Raw genomic sequence first — 14,510 nt, forward strand, 5'->3', positions numbered from 1 at the left:
AGATTAGCCAGATTGATTGGTTAAGCAATGGATATTGCGCTGTTTTGTCGCGGCTAGAGTGTGGCGAGCGCAGCCGCCAGCGCCGCCCCATCCCCAGCCACGGCCAGCGTCTTGAGCCGGGCCGTATCGCCGCTGGTGACCTGGATGGAGGATTTCGGCACGCCCAGCGCCTTGGCGAGCAGCACGATCACCGCCGCCGTCGCCTTACCCTTGTCGGGCACCGCCTTGACCCGCACCCGCAGCACGGCGCTGCCATCGTCGCGCTGCTCGACGCCCTCAATCGCATCGCGCCCGGCATTGGGCGTGACGCGAACAAAGAGGCTCAGCCCCTGGGGGCCGAGCCGGTAGCACTCTGCCATGGCCGAGATCCCTCAGGGGACCGCGGCATAGCCATAGCGCAGGATCAGCTGCTGGATGAAGAAGATGGCCAGGAACAGGATGATCGGGGAGATGTCGAGGCCGGAAAAATTCGGCATGACCCGGCGGATCGGATTGAGCAGCGGCTCGGTCAGCTGGTTGACCACCCGCCAGACGCTCTCGACGAACTGGTTGCGCGTGTTGATCACGTTGAACGAGATCAGCCAGCTCATGATGATCATGATCAGCAGCACCCACCAGTACAACTGGAGGATCACCATGATCACATCGAGTACGGCCTTCATTGCAGTCTCCCTGTTTTCATTGCCTTATTTAGGCGCAAGCGCCCCGCCCGACAAGAGCGGCGCCGCTAAAGCATGAAGACCCCGTTCTGGTCGCACAGAACGAGGCCTCAATGACTGACATCCGGTACGCAGTACAAGATCCGGATAGGCGCTCTCTTGCACATTCCGTGCCAGATCGCTGCACCAGCAAATCTAGGGCAGAGGTATTAAAGTGCTGTAAACAATCGCGTTTTGCGTCACATCCGGCGTCGCAGAATGCGAGGGCGCTCGCAAATTGCGACGCCCGCTAAAGCAGGCCCTCGCGCGGGTCCACGCCCAGCATCAGATTGAGGTTCTGCACCGCTGCGCCCGAGGCGCCCTTGCCCAGATTGTCATAGACCGCCACCAGCACCGCCTGGGCCCGCGCATCATTGGCAAAGACGTGCAGGCTCATCTTGTTGCTATTGTTGTAGATTTGCGGATCGAGTTCGGGCGTCTTGGCCAGCGCCGCATAGGGCGCCACGCTGACAAAGCTGTCGGGAATGGCGGCAAAATGGTCGGCAATGGCGGCATGCAGCTCCTCGCCGCGCGGCACCACGCCCAGATGCCCCAGCTGCAGCGGCACGAAGGTCACCATGCCCTGGGCATAGTCGCCCACCGCCGGCACAAAGAGCGGCGCATTGGCCAATTTTGTATAGGCCGTCATTTCGGGCACATGCTTGTGCTCGAAGGTCAGCCCATAGGGCATGAAATGGCTGGCGGCGGCGCCGGCCGCCTCGTACTCGGCGATCATCGCCTTGCCGCCGCCCGAATAGCCCGAAATGGCATTGATGCTGACCGGATAGGCGGCAGGCAGCAGCCCGGCCTCGATCAGCGGCCGCAGCGTGGCGATCGGCCCCTGCGGATAGCAGCCGGGATTGGAAACAAAGCGCGCCTTGGCGATGACGGCGCTCTGGCCCTTGTCCATTTCGGCAAAGCCATAGGCCCAGTCGGGATGGACGCGAAAGGCCGAGGAGGCGTCGATCACCCGGGTCGTGCCATTGTCGATCAGCGCCACGCTTTCCTTGGCGGCGTCATCGGGCAGGCAGAGGATGGCGACGTCGGCCGCATTGAGCAGCCGGGCGCGCTCATGGATATCCTTGCGCTTGTCCGCATCGATCGAGATCACCTCGAGATCGCGCCGCCCGGCCAGCCGCTCGCGGATCTGCAACCCGGTCGTGCCGGCTTCCCCGTCGATGAAAATCCTGGCGACCATTGGCGTTCTCCCGTTTGGGCAGCGTAAATGGACCGCGATCATGTCGGGGTCAAGACTGCCGGCGCTTTCTTGGCCCGACCGATCGGGCCGCCCCGGCTTGCCGATCGGCCCCGCCAATGGCATTGCTGGATCAATCGGACCCCAGCAAGGACAAAACATGACCCCGCACAACCACGCCAAAGCCGGCGACTATGCCGAAGTCGTGCTGCTGCCCGGCGACCCGCTGCGCGCCAAGTGGATCGCCGAGACCTTTTTCGACGACGCGCGCCTGGTCAATTCGGTACGCAATTGCCTGGGCTATACCGGCACCTACAAGGGCAAGCCCGTCTCGGTGCAGGCCAGCGGCATGGGCCAGCCCTCGCTGTCGATCTATGTGCACGAGCTGATCAACACTTACGGCGTCAAGACGCTGATCCGGGTGGGCACCTGTGGCGGGCTCAATGCCAAGGTCAAGGTGCGCGACCTGGTGCTGGCCCAGGCCGCCACCACTGACAGCGCCATCGTCAAGGGCCGCTTTGGCGCCTTCAACTTCGCCCCCATCGCCGATTTTGGCCTGCTGCGGTCCGCCGCCGACAAGGCCGAGGCCGCCGGCATGGCCTATCACGCCGGCAATATGCTGAGCTCGGACATCTTCTACCACGCCAATGGCATGGCCGGTTACGACGCCCTGCCCCAGCACGGCGTCATCGGCGTCGAAATGGAAGCCGCCGCGCTCTATACCCTGGCCGCCCGCTTCGACGTCCGCGCTTTGGCCATCTGCACCATGACCGATTGCCTGATCACCGGCGCCGAAATCGACGCCGAGGAACGCCAGAGCTCGCTGAAAGAAATGGTGACCCTGGCGCTGGAAGTGGCGATCGAGGGCTAGGCGGCGGCGTCAAGCCATCGCCCCGTCGGATTTGATCCAGATCATCGCCCCATGCCGGCCAATGTGCGACCGATTCCTCAGCGACAGACTGGCGGCGCTCAGCCAGCGGCTTGCCGTCGCGCCTAGGCGCGGCCGAAGATGGCGCAGTCTTTGGGCAAGGAGAATGACGATGGAAACCAGTCAACTGCATCGTGGTCGGCTCATCGACCATATCCAGCTTGTGGTCCAGGACCTCAAGGCCAGCCAGGATTTCTACACGGCAGTTCTGGCCGTGCTGGAAATTCCCATTGTCGATACGGCGCACGACTTCTTCTGGGCTGACGAGCTCGTCGTGTCATCGGCAGCCAGCCCCGCCGCCCTGGGTGTGCTGACAGGGCGCCACCACCTGGCCTTCCAAGCCAAGGACCGCGCAACTGTGGACGCCTTCTACCGCGCGGCGCTGGCCCATGGCGGACGCGACAACGGCGCACCCGGGGAGCGGGCCTATCACCCCGGCTATTACGCCGCTTTCGTCCTTGATCCCGATGGCAACAACATCGAGGCCGTCTTCCATGGCGCGGCGAAACGCAGCGCTCCCGCGGTGGTCATCGACTTCTAGCGTCCAGACCGCGGCTGCAGTCGTCGGGCCATTCTGGCGCGGCGACAAAGGCAAATCACGACCAGCACCGCAAAGGCAATCGCCGCCCCATGCCGGGCACCTGCTCATCCCCGCCCACCGGGCACCGCGGCCTCCCCCTCACCGCTTCGTCATTAACCCTGCCCGCTTCTGCCACCATCTCGCCGCCATCGCTGTGTTAACCTCGCCTTAATCTCCGGGGAATGCGCCATGCAGCTCAAGCCGAATGCCTACCGCCTCAACGAGACCGTCAAGGGCGTCGAGACGATGACCCGCTTTGCCCTGGCGGTGCTGGCTTTGGCCTCGGGGGTCTATACCTATCTGGGCGTGCGCGGCCTGCTCGATGGTTCGGCGAGCTTTGTCTTCTTTGCCGCCATCATCTATTCGGCCGCCGTTTCCGTGGCCATCTACGCCTTCTGGAGCTTCATGCTGCGTTTCGTGCCACTGGTGACCTCGGGGGTGCAGCGCATCGCGCTGTTCCTGACCATGGCCATTGGCTGCGTCATGATCATGGCGATGAGCAGCTGGCTCAATGCGGCGGCTCTCGCCGGCTCGGCCGCGCTCGAGCAGCATATGGCAGTGACGCTGCAGGGCTATGCCGAGGATCTCGACAAGGCCCATGCCAATGCCCTGGCCAGCCAGAGCCTGCTGCCCGACGTGCAGCGCGCCGCCGAGCGCTTTGCCGGCCTGGCTGCCGACGAGCGCGAGACCGGCGCCCTGACCGGCACCACCGGCTCGGGCAGCGTCGTGCAATTGCTCACCCAGATGAGCACGCAGATGACCCAGCTGGGCACCACCATTACCGGCAATCGCGACGAGGTCGCCAGCCTGTTCGAACAGGGCTCGACCCGGCTGGCCAGCATGCGCGAACTGGTGAGCACCCCCGGCACCATCGAGCCGCGCTCGGACAGCTTCCAGACCGAGGCCGTGCAGCTCTCCGCCGTGATTGCGGCGCTGCAGCAGACCGACATCGCCGCCTCGGTCAAGCGCGCCGCGGCCGACCTGTCGGCCGGCTTCATTGCCCCGGTGGCCAATGGCCAGAGCGCCGACCTGGCCAATCGGCAGGACCAGGTGATGGAAACCGTGCGCACTTCTGTGGCAGCGCAATCGGCGGCGCTGAGCGCGGCGGCCGATGAAATCCTCGCCACGCCCGCTGTGGAACAGCGCCGCTTCGTGCCGCTGTCGAGCGCTGAATCGGTGCTGCGCTACTGGAGCGACTTCATCCCCAGCTGGGCCGGCGCCATTTCCATCGACCTGCTGCCCGTCGTGCTGGTGCTGGTGCTGATGATCGTCAATGACGCCATGCGCCAGGAATCCCTGTCGCTGGCCGAGGCCGAGAACATCACCGCCGCCGAAATGCTGCGCGCCATGGCGCTGTTCCGCCAGATGGAGGCCGCCGGCATCGACATCGCTTCCGGCCAGCCGCGGCAACTGGCCACCCCCCGACCCGAGCCGGCGGCAGCGCCCGCCCCGGTCGAGACGGCTGAAACGCCGGCCGCCACAACCGACACGTCTGCCAGCGAGGCCGTCGTCACCCCCATCGATGCGGCGCAGCGCAAGCGCAGTGACGGACCGCGCCCGGCATGACCAGCCCGGCCAATGCCCGCGCCAGGGCCCCCGACGGCCCCTTCTACCGGGGCCTGATCGACCGCATGGCCGCCATCGATGACGGCAATATCCTGCGGGTGGCTTTTTTCGCGCTGCTGGCCGGCACTGCCTCGGTGCTATTCGTCGACTATCGCGAACTGACCGAACTGGCCGCGGCCAGCCCGGCTTTGCCCATGCCGTTGCAGCCCATCCTGCCCCCAGCCACGTCGGGGCCGACGCCTAGTGCCCCCCGGCCGGACATCACCACCACGCCCGAACTGCTGCAGCAGGCGCTCGACATCGCCCTGGGCAGCGGTGGCCAGCTGACCCTGACCGGCACCATCGACCCAGGCGCCGCCGAGCGCTTTGCCGCCGAGATCGACGCCCGCGGCGAATATGTGCGCGCCGTGGTGCTCGATTCCCCCGGCGGCTCGGTGCGCGACGCCCTGGCCATCGGCGATCTGATCCATGAGCGGGGCCTCACCACCCAGGTCGCGGCCGGCGCGCTTTGCGCCTCGTCCTGCCCGCTGATCTTTGCCGCCGGCGCCACGCGGCTGGCCAGCCCCGACGCCGCCATCGGCGTGCACCAGATATATGCCGCCGCCCTGACCGGGAGCGTGCAGGACAATGCCCGGGTCGCCGGACTGGCCATGAGCGACGCCCAGACCATTACCGGCACCATCATTGCCAGCCTTACCCGCAGCGGTGTCGATCCGGCGCTGTGGCTGCATGCACTGGAAACCCCGCCCAAACAGCTCTACTATTTCTCGCGTGACGAGATGGTGAGTCTCAAGCTCGTCACGGACTTCCTGCAGAAGTGATGCGTTGCGGACGGAACGGGTGGAGGACCCGGACCGTTGGACTACACCCATGGCTCTTTGAGGAGGGAGACCATCATGACCGACAGCAAACCCAGCACTGACAAGACCTTGATCCGCCACCGCGACATCCAGAACTGGGTCGCCGACCGGCAGGGCGTGCCGGCCATTGCCCGGGTGCGCAATCGCTTCGGCGAGGAGCGGGCCCAGCTCAAGCTGCGCTTTGCCCGGGCTGACAAGCCCGTGGCGCCCGGCGCGCAGGACGAGCTCAGCCCCTGTTCCTGGACCGCCTGGCTGGCCGAGCTCGACCGCCAGCAGCTGGCGCTGCGCGTCGAACCCGATAGTGACGGTTTTGAACTGGTCGAACGCGGCCGCGCCAACTAGTCCGGCAGGGCGCCTTCCGGGGGCACAGGCATGCCTGCCATATCGGCGGTGCAGACCCGGTCGCGACCGGTGCGCTTGGCCTGATAGAGGGCGGCATCGGCCCGGTGCATGAGTTCGAACAGGCCCTCGCCCCTGCGCATGGGCGCCACACCCAGACTGACGCTCAGCCGCTGGCCGGGCGTCAGCGCGCCGCTCAGCGCGGAGAATTCCTGCCTGACGCCATGCGCCAGCCCCTGGGCAACGTCCAGGCTCGAAGCCGGCACCAGCGCGGCAAATTCCTCGCCGCCCAGCCGCCCCAGCACCGAGCGATGATCCACCGCGGACTTGAACACCTTGGCAAAGGCGGCGATCACCCGGTCGCCCACAGCGTGGCCATGGTTGTCATTGATCGATTTGAAGTGATCGAGATCGGCGACCAGCAGCGTCATCGGCAGGCCGATGCGGTGTGCCCGCTGCAGCATTTTTTCGGCCCGCCCCTCAAAGCCGCGCCGGTTGAGCAGCCCCGACAGCGTGTCGGTTTCCGAGCGCGTCGTCATCTCCTCCATGCTGGCGCGCACCAGCAGCAGCAGCAGGAGCAGGCCATGGGCCACCAGCAGGACGGCGCCGCTGGCCTGCGAGATCGCCGCATAGGTGGTGGTGATGTAATCCTGTTCGGTGGCGCCCGGCCCCAGCATCGACGACAACACCGCCTTGGCAAGGAACTGCATGGCGCCGATGGTATAGAGCGAGAGCAGCAGCAGATCGAGCGCGCCGCGCCGCGCCGGCGGTGCCGCCAGCATCACCACCACGGCGATCACCTGCATCGCCGCATAGGGACCCTGATAGAGCAGCGCCCGCAGCAGGGATTGGCGCGGCATGTCCAGGATCGCCACATTGACCAGTACCGATACCAGCACCACGCCCAGCAGCACGCGCCAGGGCGTCGGCACGTTATAGTGCCAGGCCAGGCCAATCACCATCAGCCCCTCGGCCAGCAGGAAGGCGGTGAACAGGGCCACGCTGAGCACCGGCATGGGCCCGTGCAGCGGCAGCAGGAATTCGAGCACGGCATAGAGCGCCCCCATGCCATAGGCGGCCGACAGCCAGCGGGCGCTGATGGCGGCGCGCGTCGTCACCGCTACCACGGCAAAGGCCGTGGCAAAGATGCCGGCAACGCAGACATTGATCGCCAAGATGAAAAACGCTGCGCTCATGTCCGGCCTGCCCCCCAACCTTGCGCACGCTAGGCCGCAACCGCCAAGGAGAGCTTAACGCTATGCCCGATTCTGCCAGAAATCGACGGTTTTGCGGCTATTTCACCATCTTGGCGCCATCCCGAAGGCCTCAGCCACCAGCTTGTAGGAGCGCCGGCGCTGCGCATAGGAGTGGATGGTGGTCGTGATCATCACCTCATCGGCCGCAGCGGCCTCGGCCTTCTCGGCGATGACGTCGCGCACCGTCGCCGGCGAACCGACGATCCACAGGCTCGACTGATGGTCGATCACCGCCTGCTGCTGCGGCGTCAGGGTCCTGGCATGGGCATCCTCCGGGCTCATCAGCTTGCGCTGCTCGCCCGAGGTGAACAGCGCCCAGCTGACCGCCTGCGAGCGCGACAGATATTGCGCCTCCTCGTCGGTGGGGGCGCAGACCACCGAGACGCACAGCATGGTCTGCGGCCTGGGGAAGGCATCGGTGGGAACGAAGGCCCGCCGATAGGCGTCAAAGGCCGGCGCGGCCGGCGTATGGCTGAAATGGGCGGCAAAGGCATAGCCGATGCCCAGCTGCCCGGCCGCCTGCGCGCTATTGCCCGATGAGCCGAGCAGCCATTTGGGCGGCAGGGCGATGCCGCCCGGCGAGACCGGCACGCGCGAGAACGGATGCTCGGGCGGAAAGCTGTCCTCGTCAAACGCCATCAGCTCGGCCAGATAGCTGGAAAACTCCTCGCCGCCGCCGCTGCGCAGGGCGCGCATGGCATAGCCATCGCCACCCGGCGCCCGGCCCAGGCCCAGATCGATGCGGCCCGGATGCAGCGCCTCGAGCGTGCGATAGGCCTCGGCAACATGTAGCGGCGCGTGGTTGAGCAGCATGACGCCGCCCGAGCCGACGCGGATGGATTTGGTATGCGCCGCGGCGCTGGCGATCAGGATTTCGGGCACCGACGAGGCGATCGAGGGCATGCCGTGATGCTCGGCATACCATAGCCGCGTATAGCCGAGCTGGTCGGCCGCCTGGGCCAGGGCGATGGTTTCGCCCAACGCCTCGGCGGTGCTGGAGCCTTCGGCAATGGGGGCGAGATCCTGCAGCGACAGGGCGAATGGAGCAGTCATGGGGTCTATCCTTTGGCAATCGCGTCCTTCTATCGTCAAATTACGATGAAAGCGAGGCCTTCCGCGACATCCCGGTGACACCGCGCGCACAAACGGCAGCGCCGCGTTGACTCATTGGCAAGATTGCGGCTCTTACTGTAGCCCAGTCCAAGAGGAATCGCCGTGTCGAAACTGCTTACCGCCGCTTTTGCCATCGCAGTATCGGCCCTGCTCGCCCTGCCGGCGCAGGCCCAGAGCCTGCTGACGCCGAGTCCCTTTGCCGAGGTCGTCGACGAAGTGCGTATCGGCCTGCACGCCCATGACGTCAGCTATATCCTGTTTCCCCCGCCCTGGGAGTACAAGCTCAACCAGATCGAGGACATCAGCTTTGAGGTCCTGTTCAAATCGCCCGACCTCGAGGCTTTCCGCTGGATCGGCTCGCCGCGGCCCGACCTGGGCGTCACCCTCAATACCGATGGCCAGGACAGCCTGCTGCACCTGAGCCTGACCTGGCAGCTGCCCATCTTTGACACCCCGCTCTATCTCGAAGGCGCCTTTGGCGGCGCCGTCCATAATGGCTATCTGACCGGCTCGCCCGACGACACGCGCCACGCCAATTTCGGCTGCCGGCTGAACTTTTACGAGCGCTACGGCGTCGGCGCCCATGTCAGCGACAATGTCACCGCCACCCTGACCTATGAGCACACCTCCAATAACGGCTGGTGCGAGAAGAACCAGGGCCTGTCCAATGTCGGCCTGCGGCTCGGCTGGAAGTTCTAGGCAGCAATCGGCTCAGGCGACCTGCCCGGCCGCCCAGCCCGAGGCCCAAGCCCACTGGAAATTGTAGCCGCCCAGCCAGCCGGTGACATCGACCACCTCGCCGACGAAATAGAGCCCGGGCACATCCCGGGCGCCCATGGTCTTGGCGTCGAGATCGCGCGTATCCACGCCCCCCAGGGTCACTTCGGCGGTGCGATAGCCCTCCGAGCCGACCGGCTTGAGGGTCCATTGCTTGAGCACCGCCTCGACCAAGGCCAGCTTCTTGTCGGAAAAATCCCCGATCATCCCGCTCATGTCGAGTTCCTCGCCCAGCAGCTGCGCCAGCTTGCGCGGCATAAAGCCCGCCAGCACGGTCTGCACCTGCAGCTTGGGCGTGGCACTGCGGGCAGCGCGCAGCTTTTCGCCGGCATCCTGATGCGGCAACAGATCCACGGCAATGGCGTCGCCCTCGCGCCAATAGGAGGAAATCTGCAGGATGGCCGGGCCCGACAGCCCGCGATGGGTGAACAGCAGCGCCTCTTCGAACGCCGTCTTGCCATGGCTGACAATGGCATCGGTGGCGATGCCGGAGAGCTCCTTGAGTTTTTCGAGCGCCCCGGTTTCGAAGGTCAGCGGCACCAGAGCCGGCCGCGTCTCGGTCAGCCGCAGGCCGAACTGGGTGGCCAGCTGATAGCCCAGGCCCGACGCGCCCATCTTGGGAATGGATTTGCCGCCGGTGGCGACCACCAGGGCCTCGCAGGTGATCGAAGAGGTGCTCAGCTGCAGCGAGAAACCGTCGCTGCCCCGATCCACCGCTTCGACGCTGGTCTCGAGCACCATGGTGACCCCGGCCTTGCGCATTTCGTTGAGCAGCATGGAATTGATCTGCGTCGCCGGCCCGTCGCAGAACAGCTGGCCCAGGGTCTTTTCGTGAAACTGGATGCCGTGATCCTTGACCATGGCGATGAACATTTCGGGCGTGTAGCGGCTCAGCGCCGAGAGGGCAAAGCGCGGATTGGCGCTGAGGAAGCGATCGCGGCCCTTGTCGGTGGTGGCGTTCACATTGGTGAAATTGCAGCGCCCGCCGCCCGAAATGCGGATCTTTTCGCCCGCATATTTGGCGTGGTCGACCACCAGCACCGAGCGGCCGCGCCGGCCCGCCTCGATGGCGGCCATCATGCCGGCAGCGCCGGCGCCAAGGATGACGACATCATAATGGGGCATGGGGAGATCCTGTCAGCTGCGCAGGCCCGGTCTAGTGCAAGCGGGCAGTTCTGCCAAGCCGCGCCGGTGCAGTGTCCAGCCGGAGTGGCCCGGCAGCGCAGTGGCCAATGCAGCCCGACCGCGCAGCGGCCAATGCAGCATTGACTAAATCCTATAGTGGCGTATGACTTCGCCTGCTTTTTCCAAACAAGCAGTCACTTGATGCGCAGCTTTTCTATCTTTGCTGATCGGACCACCACCCGGCGCCCCGCCGGGTGCGTCGTTGCGCGCATGACCAAAACCACCAAAACCGCCTGACGCCTTCCCCGGGTCGCCTCCCGACGGGGAGCGGCGCAACCGGATCACCGCCAGTCGCAAGACGGGCGCGGGAGGCAAAAATGGTAAGGGACTGGAGTTCCAAAAATGGGTTATCGCGTCGCCGTCGTCGGTGCCACAGGCAATGTGGGCCGTGAAGTTCTCAATATTCTGGCCGAACGCAAGTTCCCGGCCACCGAGGTCATTGCCTTGGCCTCCTCGCGCTCCACCGGGCGCGAGATCTCCTATGGAGACAAGATCCTCAAGGCCAAGAACCTCGACAATTTCGACTTTGCCGGCGTCGACTTCGCCATCATGTCGGCCGGCTCGGAAATCTCCAAGGACTGGGGCCCGCGCATCGCTGCAAGCGGCTGCATCGTTATCGATAATTCGAGCTTCTGGCGCTACGATTCCAACGTGCCGCTGATCGTGCCCGAGGTGAACGGCCCGGTCCTGGCCGGCTGGCTGGCCAGCGCCACCCGCAAGAACATCATCGCCAATCCCAACTGCTCGACCGCCCAGCTGGTGGTCGCGCTCAAGCCTTTGCATGAGCTGGCCAAGATCCGCCGCATCGTCGTCTCGACCTATCAGTCGGTCTCGGGCGCCGGCAAGGAAGGCGTCGACGAGCTGTGGAACCAGACCAAGGGCATTTTCGTCAATGACAGCCCGGGCGGCGGCTCCAAGTTCCCCAAGCAGATCGCCTTCAACGTCATTCCCCATATCGACATCTTCATGGAAGACGGCTCGACCAAAGAAGAGTGGAAGGTGATGGCCGAGACCAAGAAGATCCTCGATCCCAAGATCAAGGTGACCTGCACCGCCGTACGCGTGCCGGTCTTTGTCGGCCATTCCGAAGCGGTCAATATCGAGTTCGAGAACCCCATCTCGGCCGATGAGGCGCGCGACGCCCTGCGCGACGCACCCGGCATCACCGTGCTCGACAAGCGCGAACCCGGTGGCTACGCCACCCCAGTCGAATGCGTCGGCGAATATGACACCTTTGTCAGCCGCATCCGCGAGGACGCCACCATCGAAAACGGCCTCAATATCTGGATCGTCAGCGACAATCTGCGCAAGGGCGCCGCGCTCAACACCATCCAGATCGCCGAGACGCTGATCGAGCTGGGCCTCAAGCCGCGCGACGCCGCCTGAGACGCCTGATCAAGGGCTGACCGCAACGCAGACCGGCCCTGCACCAAACAGTCTCCCTCCCCCTTGTGGGGAGGGATTAAGGGTGGGGGCCTTCGGGTAATACCGGGGTCCCCAGACACCCCCACCCCAGCCCTCCCCACAAGGGGGAGGGAGCCAGATCGAGCGCCTGCTACCATCGCGCTTTTCTCCCGCAGGTCATCATGCCGATTCGCGACCTTCTTCTGGCCCTCGGCGTTGTCACGCTCTGGGGTCTCAACTTCGTCGCCATCAAATGGGGCGTCGACGAGGTCTCGCCCTACCTGCTGACCGCCTTGCGCTATATCGGCTGCGCCCTGCCCGCCATTTTCTTCGTCCGCCGCCCCGCCGTCAGCTGGGGACTGCTGATCGCCTATGGCATGACCGTGGGCGTGCTGCAGTTCAGCTTCCTGTTTTCCGCCATTGGCCTGGGCATGCCGGCCGGGCTGGCCAGCCTCGTGATGCAGATGCAGGTGTTTTTCACCCTCGGCCTCGCCGCTTTGTTTCTGGGTGAGCGACCGACCCCGCTGCGCCTGGCCGGCGCCGGCATTGCCCTGGCGGGCCTGGTGACCATTGGCGCCGAACATATCGGCGGCGCCGTGCTGGTGCCGCTGCTGATGACCCTGGCCGCCGCCTTCTTCTGGTCCGTCTCCAATATCGTCACCAAGCGCGCCGGCAAGGTCGACATGTTCGCCTTTGTCATCTGGGGTAGCCTCGTCCCGCCTTTACCCATGCTGGCGCTCTCGCTGCTGCTCGAGGGACCCGGCCCATTGCTGGACCTGCCCTTCATCAGCCCGCAGGCGGTGTTTTCGGTGCTGTTCATCGCCTATGGCTCGACCCTGCTCGGCTATGGCGGCTGGGCCGTCCTGCTCGGCCGCCATCCCTCGGGCCTGGTCGCGCCCTTTGCCTTGCTGGTGCCCATTGTCGGCTTTGCCGCCGCCTTCATCTTCCTGGGCGAGGCCGTCAGCAGTCTCGAACTGGCCGGCAGCGTGCTGATCTTTCTCGGCCTGATGCTCAACGTCTTCGGCCCGCGCCTGCTGGCACGGCTGCGGCCGGCCTGATGCCGCTGCGTCACGTCGCGCTGGCTTTGCTGGTCGTCGCCATCTGGGGCTTCAACTTCGTCGTCATCAAGCTCAGCGTTGCCGCCCTGCCGCCCTTGCTGGCCGCCGCTTTGCGCTTTCTCTTTGCCGCTTTGCCGCTGGTCTTTTTCATCAAGCCACCCAAAGTAGCCTGGCAATTGGTGGTGGCCTATGGTTTTGCCTTTGGCGTCGGCCTCTATGGTTTTCTGAACCTCTCCATGGCCTGGGGCATGTCGGCAGGCCTGAGCTCGCTGGCGCTGCAGACCCAGGCCTTCTTCACCATGGCTTTGGCCTTTCTCCTGCTCGGCGAGCGGCCGCGCCGCGTCCAGGTCATCGGCGCCGCCATTGCCTTTGCCGGCATTGCCGTGATCGGCGCCGAGCGCCTGGCCGATGCCGCCCTGCTGCCGCTGGGCATGACGCTGCTGGCGGCCCTGTGCTGGGGTGGCGCCAATATCCTGATCAAGAAGGCCGGCCGCGTCGATCCGCTGGCGCTGACCGTCTGGGGCGCCCTGGTCGTGCCGCTGCCCCTCTTGGCCCTGTCGCTGCTGGTGGAGGGGCCTGCTGCCGTGACCACCGCGCTGGCCGGCTTTGACTGGGGCGACGCCGCCCTTATCGCCTTTCTGGCCTATCCGGCAACACTGCTCGGCATGGCGATCTGGAGCTGGCTGATGGCGCGGCACCCCGCCTCGGTGGTCGCGCCCTTTACCCTGCTGGTGCCCATTACCGGGCTTGGCTCGGGCTATCTGGTGCTGGGGGAAACCATTACCCCGGTCGAGATCGCCGGCGCGGTCCTGGTCATTGCCGGCCTGCTGGTGACCCTGCTGCGACCGCGGGCGACGCCGCTGCTCTGACCACAGTCAGTCAAACAAAAAGCCACCCCACACGAGGTGGGGTGGCTTCGTAACGCCCGGGAGGTGGCGTCTGATTTACATCGCGGCAGGCGCGGGCGCGGCCGAGGTCAGCAGCGCATATTCATCAGCCGACAGTTCGCCATTGGCATCGGTATCGGCCGCGGCAAAAGCCTCAGCGGTCAGATCCGGCCAGGCGACAACCGCCTCTTCAAACGACACGGAGCCGTTCACGTCGGTATCGACGGATACGAGATCGGTGGCGCCCTGCGCAAAGGCAGCGCCGGACATGCCGAGGACGACGAGGGTCGAGAGAATGATCTTTTTCATGGGAGTTGAGCTCCAACATTGGGGAGATAAAAGCGGTACCCGGTTAGCCGGCTGCCGACGGGCTGCTCTCCTGCAACCCATGAGACAGACAATGACTGCACATTGTGACCGGCAAAAGTTTGAAAAACGGCGCAGTCCGGGAAAATATTGGGCAAGTTCTGGGCAGTCTATGCGCAAAAAAGGCACAGACGAAATCGGGATTTATTTCCAGAAAAACAATACTACTACGCCGCCCGCGCCGCCGGAATAACAATGGATTGGCCAGCGGCGTCGCAGCACTGATATTGCCCGCAAGATGTCTGGGGATATTCTACTGCACAGCGCCGCGATCGGCACTGCATGCGCACGATCACGC

16 protein-coding genes are annotated in these 14,510 nt (G+C 65.2%); 9 read left to right on the plus strand and 7 right to left on the minus strand.

Annotated features, from left to right (window positions below):
- Positions 1-53: 53 nt before the first annotated feature.
- From AC4NN3_RS09975 to argC, 3 genes are all read right to left on the minus strand, one after another.
- Complete coding sequence (locus AC4NN3_RS09975) at positions 54-359, minus strand: DUF167 family protein (protein ID WP_491926949.1); 306 nt, start codon at positions 357-359, stop codon at positions 54-56.
- Between the two features lie 12 nt (positions 360-371).
- Entirely contained in the window at positions 372-662 is a 291-nt protein-coding gene (locus tag AC4NN3_RS09980; protein ID WP_491926950.1) for a YggT family protein, read from the minus strand.
- Positions 663-948: 286 nt separating this feature from the next.
- On the minus strand, positions 949-1,896 hold the full coding sequence (gene argC, locus AC4NN3_RS09985; protein ID WP_491926951.1) for an N-acetyl-gamma-glutamyl-phosphate reductase: 948 nt from the start codon (positions 1,894-1,896) through the stop codon (positions 949-951).
- Between the two features lie 157 nt (positions 1,897-2,053).
- On the opposite strand from argC, the gene deoD reads away from it, so the two are divergent.
- The 5 genes from deoD to AC4NN3_RS10010 all read left to right on the plus strand — a co-directional run bounded on the left by deoD (position 2,054) and on the right by AC4NN3_RS10010 (position 6,169).
- Positions 2,054-2,764 (plus strand): purine-nucleoside phosphorylase, encoded by a 711-nt coding sequence (deoD, locus tag AC4NN3_RS09990; RefSeq protein ID WP_491926952.1) that lies wholly within the window; start codon positions 2,054-2,056, stop codon positions 2,762-2,764.
- Between the two features lie 169 nt (positions 2,765-2,933).
- On the plus strand, positions 2,934-3,362 hold the full coding sequence (locus AC4NN3_RS09995; protein WP_491926953.1) for a VOC family protein: 429 nt from the start codon (positions 2,934-2,936) through the stop codon (positions 3,360-3,362).
- A 228-nt stretch (positions 3,363-3,590) separates the two neighbouring features.
- Complete coding sequence (locus AC4NN3_RS10000) at positions 3,591-4,967, plus strand: hypothetical protein (protein ID WP_491926954.1); 1,377 nt, start codon at positions 3,591-3,593, stop codon at positions 4,965-4,967.
- The gene (locus tag AC4NN3_RS10005) at positions 4,964-5,788 is read left to right on the plus strand and encodes a COG3904 family protein (RefSeq protein ID WP_491926955.1); all 825 of its coding nucleotides are present in this window, start codon (positions 4,964-4,966) and stop codon (positions 5,786-5,788) included. The genes AC4NN3_RS10000 and AC4NN3_RS10005 overlap by 4 nt, the downstream gene beginning before the upstream one ends.
- A gap of 75 nt (positions 5,789-5,863) precedes the next feature.
- Positions 5,864-6,169 carry a hypothetical protein gene (locus AC4NN3_RS10010; protein ID WP_491926956.1) on the plus strand — a complete coding sequence of 102 codons (306 nt, stop codon included), beginning with the start codon at positions 5,864-5,866 and terminating at the stop codon, positions 6,167-6,169.
- Here the strand turns inward: AC4NN3_RS10010 and AC4NN3_RS10015 are convergent.
- Entirely contained in the window at positions 6,166-7,362 is a 1,197-nt protein-coding gene (locus AC4NN3_RS10015; protein WP_491926957.1) for a GGDEF domain-containing protein, read from the minus strand. The genes AC4NN3_RS10010 and AC4NN3_RS10015 overlap by 4 nt on opposite strands.
- A 102-nt stretch (positions 7,363-7,464) precedes the next feature.
- Positions 7,465-8,475 carry an LLM class flavin-dependent oxidoreductase gene (locus AC4NN3_RS10020; protein WP_491926958.1) on the minus strand — a complete coding sequence of 337 codons (1,011 nt, stop codon included), beginning with the start codon at positions 8,473-8,475 and terminating at the stop codon, positions 7,465-7,467.
- A 162-nt stretch (positions 8,476-8,637) separates the two neighbouring features.
- On the opposite strand from AC4NN3_RS10020, the gene AC4NN3_RS10025 reads away from it, so the two are divergent.
- On the plus strand, positions 8,638-9,234 hold the full coding sequence (locus tag AC4NN3_RS10025) for an acyloxyacyl hydrolase (protein ID WP_491926959.1): 597 nt from the start codon (positions 8,638-8,640) through the stop codon (positions 9,232-9,234).
- Positions 9,235-9,246: 12 nt separating this feature from the next.
- On the opposite strand, the gene AC4NN3_RS10030 is transcribed toward AC4NN3_RS10025, so the two are convergent.
- The gene (locus AC4NN3_RS10030) at positions 9,247-10,437 is read right to left on the minus strand and encodes a BaiN/RdsA family NAD(P)/FAD-dependent oxidoreductase (protein ID WP_491926960.1); all 1,191 of its coding nucleotides are present in this window, start codon (positions 10,435-10,437) and stop codon (positions 9,247-9,249) included.
- Between the two features lie 402 nt (positions 10,438-10,839).
- On the opposite strand from AC4NN3_RS10030, the gene AC4NN3_RS10035 reads away from it, so the two are divergent.
- The 3 genes from AC4NN3_RS10035 (at position 10,840) to AC4NN3_RS10045 (ending at position 13,828) form a co-directional block, all read left to right on the plus strand.
- Positions 10,840-11,883, plus strand: a complete 1,044-nt coding sequence (locus tag AC4NN3_RS10035; RefSeq protein ID WP_491926961.1) for an aspartate-semialdehyde dehydrogenase — start codon at positions 10,840-10,842, stop codon at positions 11,881-11,883.
- 200 nt (positions 11,884-12,083) lie between these two features.
- Positions 12,084-12,959: an EamA family transporter gene (locus AC4NN3_RS10040; protein ID WP_491926962.1), complete on the plus strand. Its 876-nt coding sequence runs from the start codon at positions 12,084-12,086 to the stop codon at positions 12,957-12,959.
- On the plus strand, positions 12,959-13,828 hold the full coding sequence (locus AC4NN3_RS10045) for an EamA family transporter (RefSeq protein WP_491926963.1): 870 nt from the start codon (positions 12,959-12,961) through the stop codon (positions 13,826-13,828). The genes AC4NN3_RS10040 and AC4NN3_RS10045 overlap by 1 nt, the downstream gene beginning before the upstream one ends.
- A 75-nt stretch (positions 13,829-13,903) precedes the next feature.
- Here AC4NN3_RS10045 and AC4NN3_RS10050 read toward each other — a convergent pair whose 3' ends face one another.
- Positions 13,904-14,155, minus strand: coding sequence for an EF-hand domain-containing protein (locus AC4NN3_RS10050; protein WP_491926964.1), 252 nt, complete (start codon positions 14,153-14,155; stop codon positions 13,904-13,906).
- Positions 14,156-14,510: the final 355 nt, after the last annotated feature.

This window comes from Devosia sp. MDV22-iso42 (assembly GCF_058629155.1).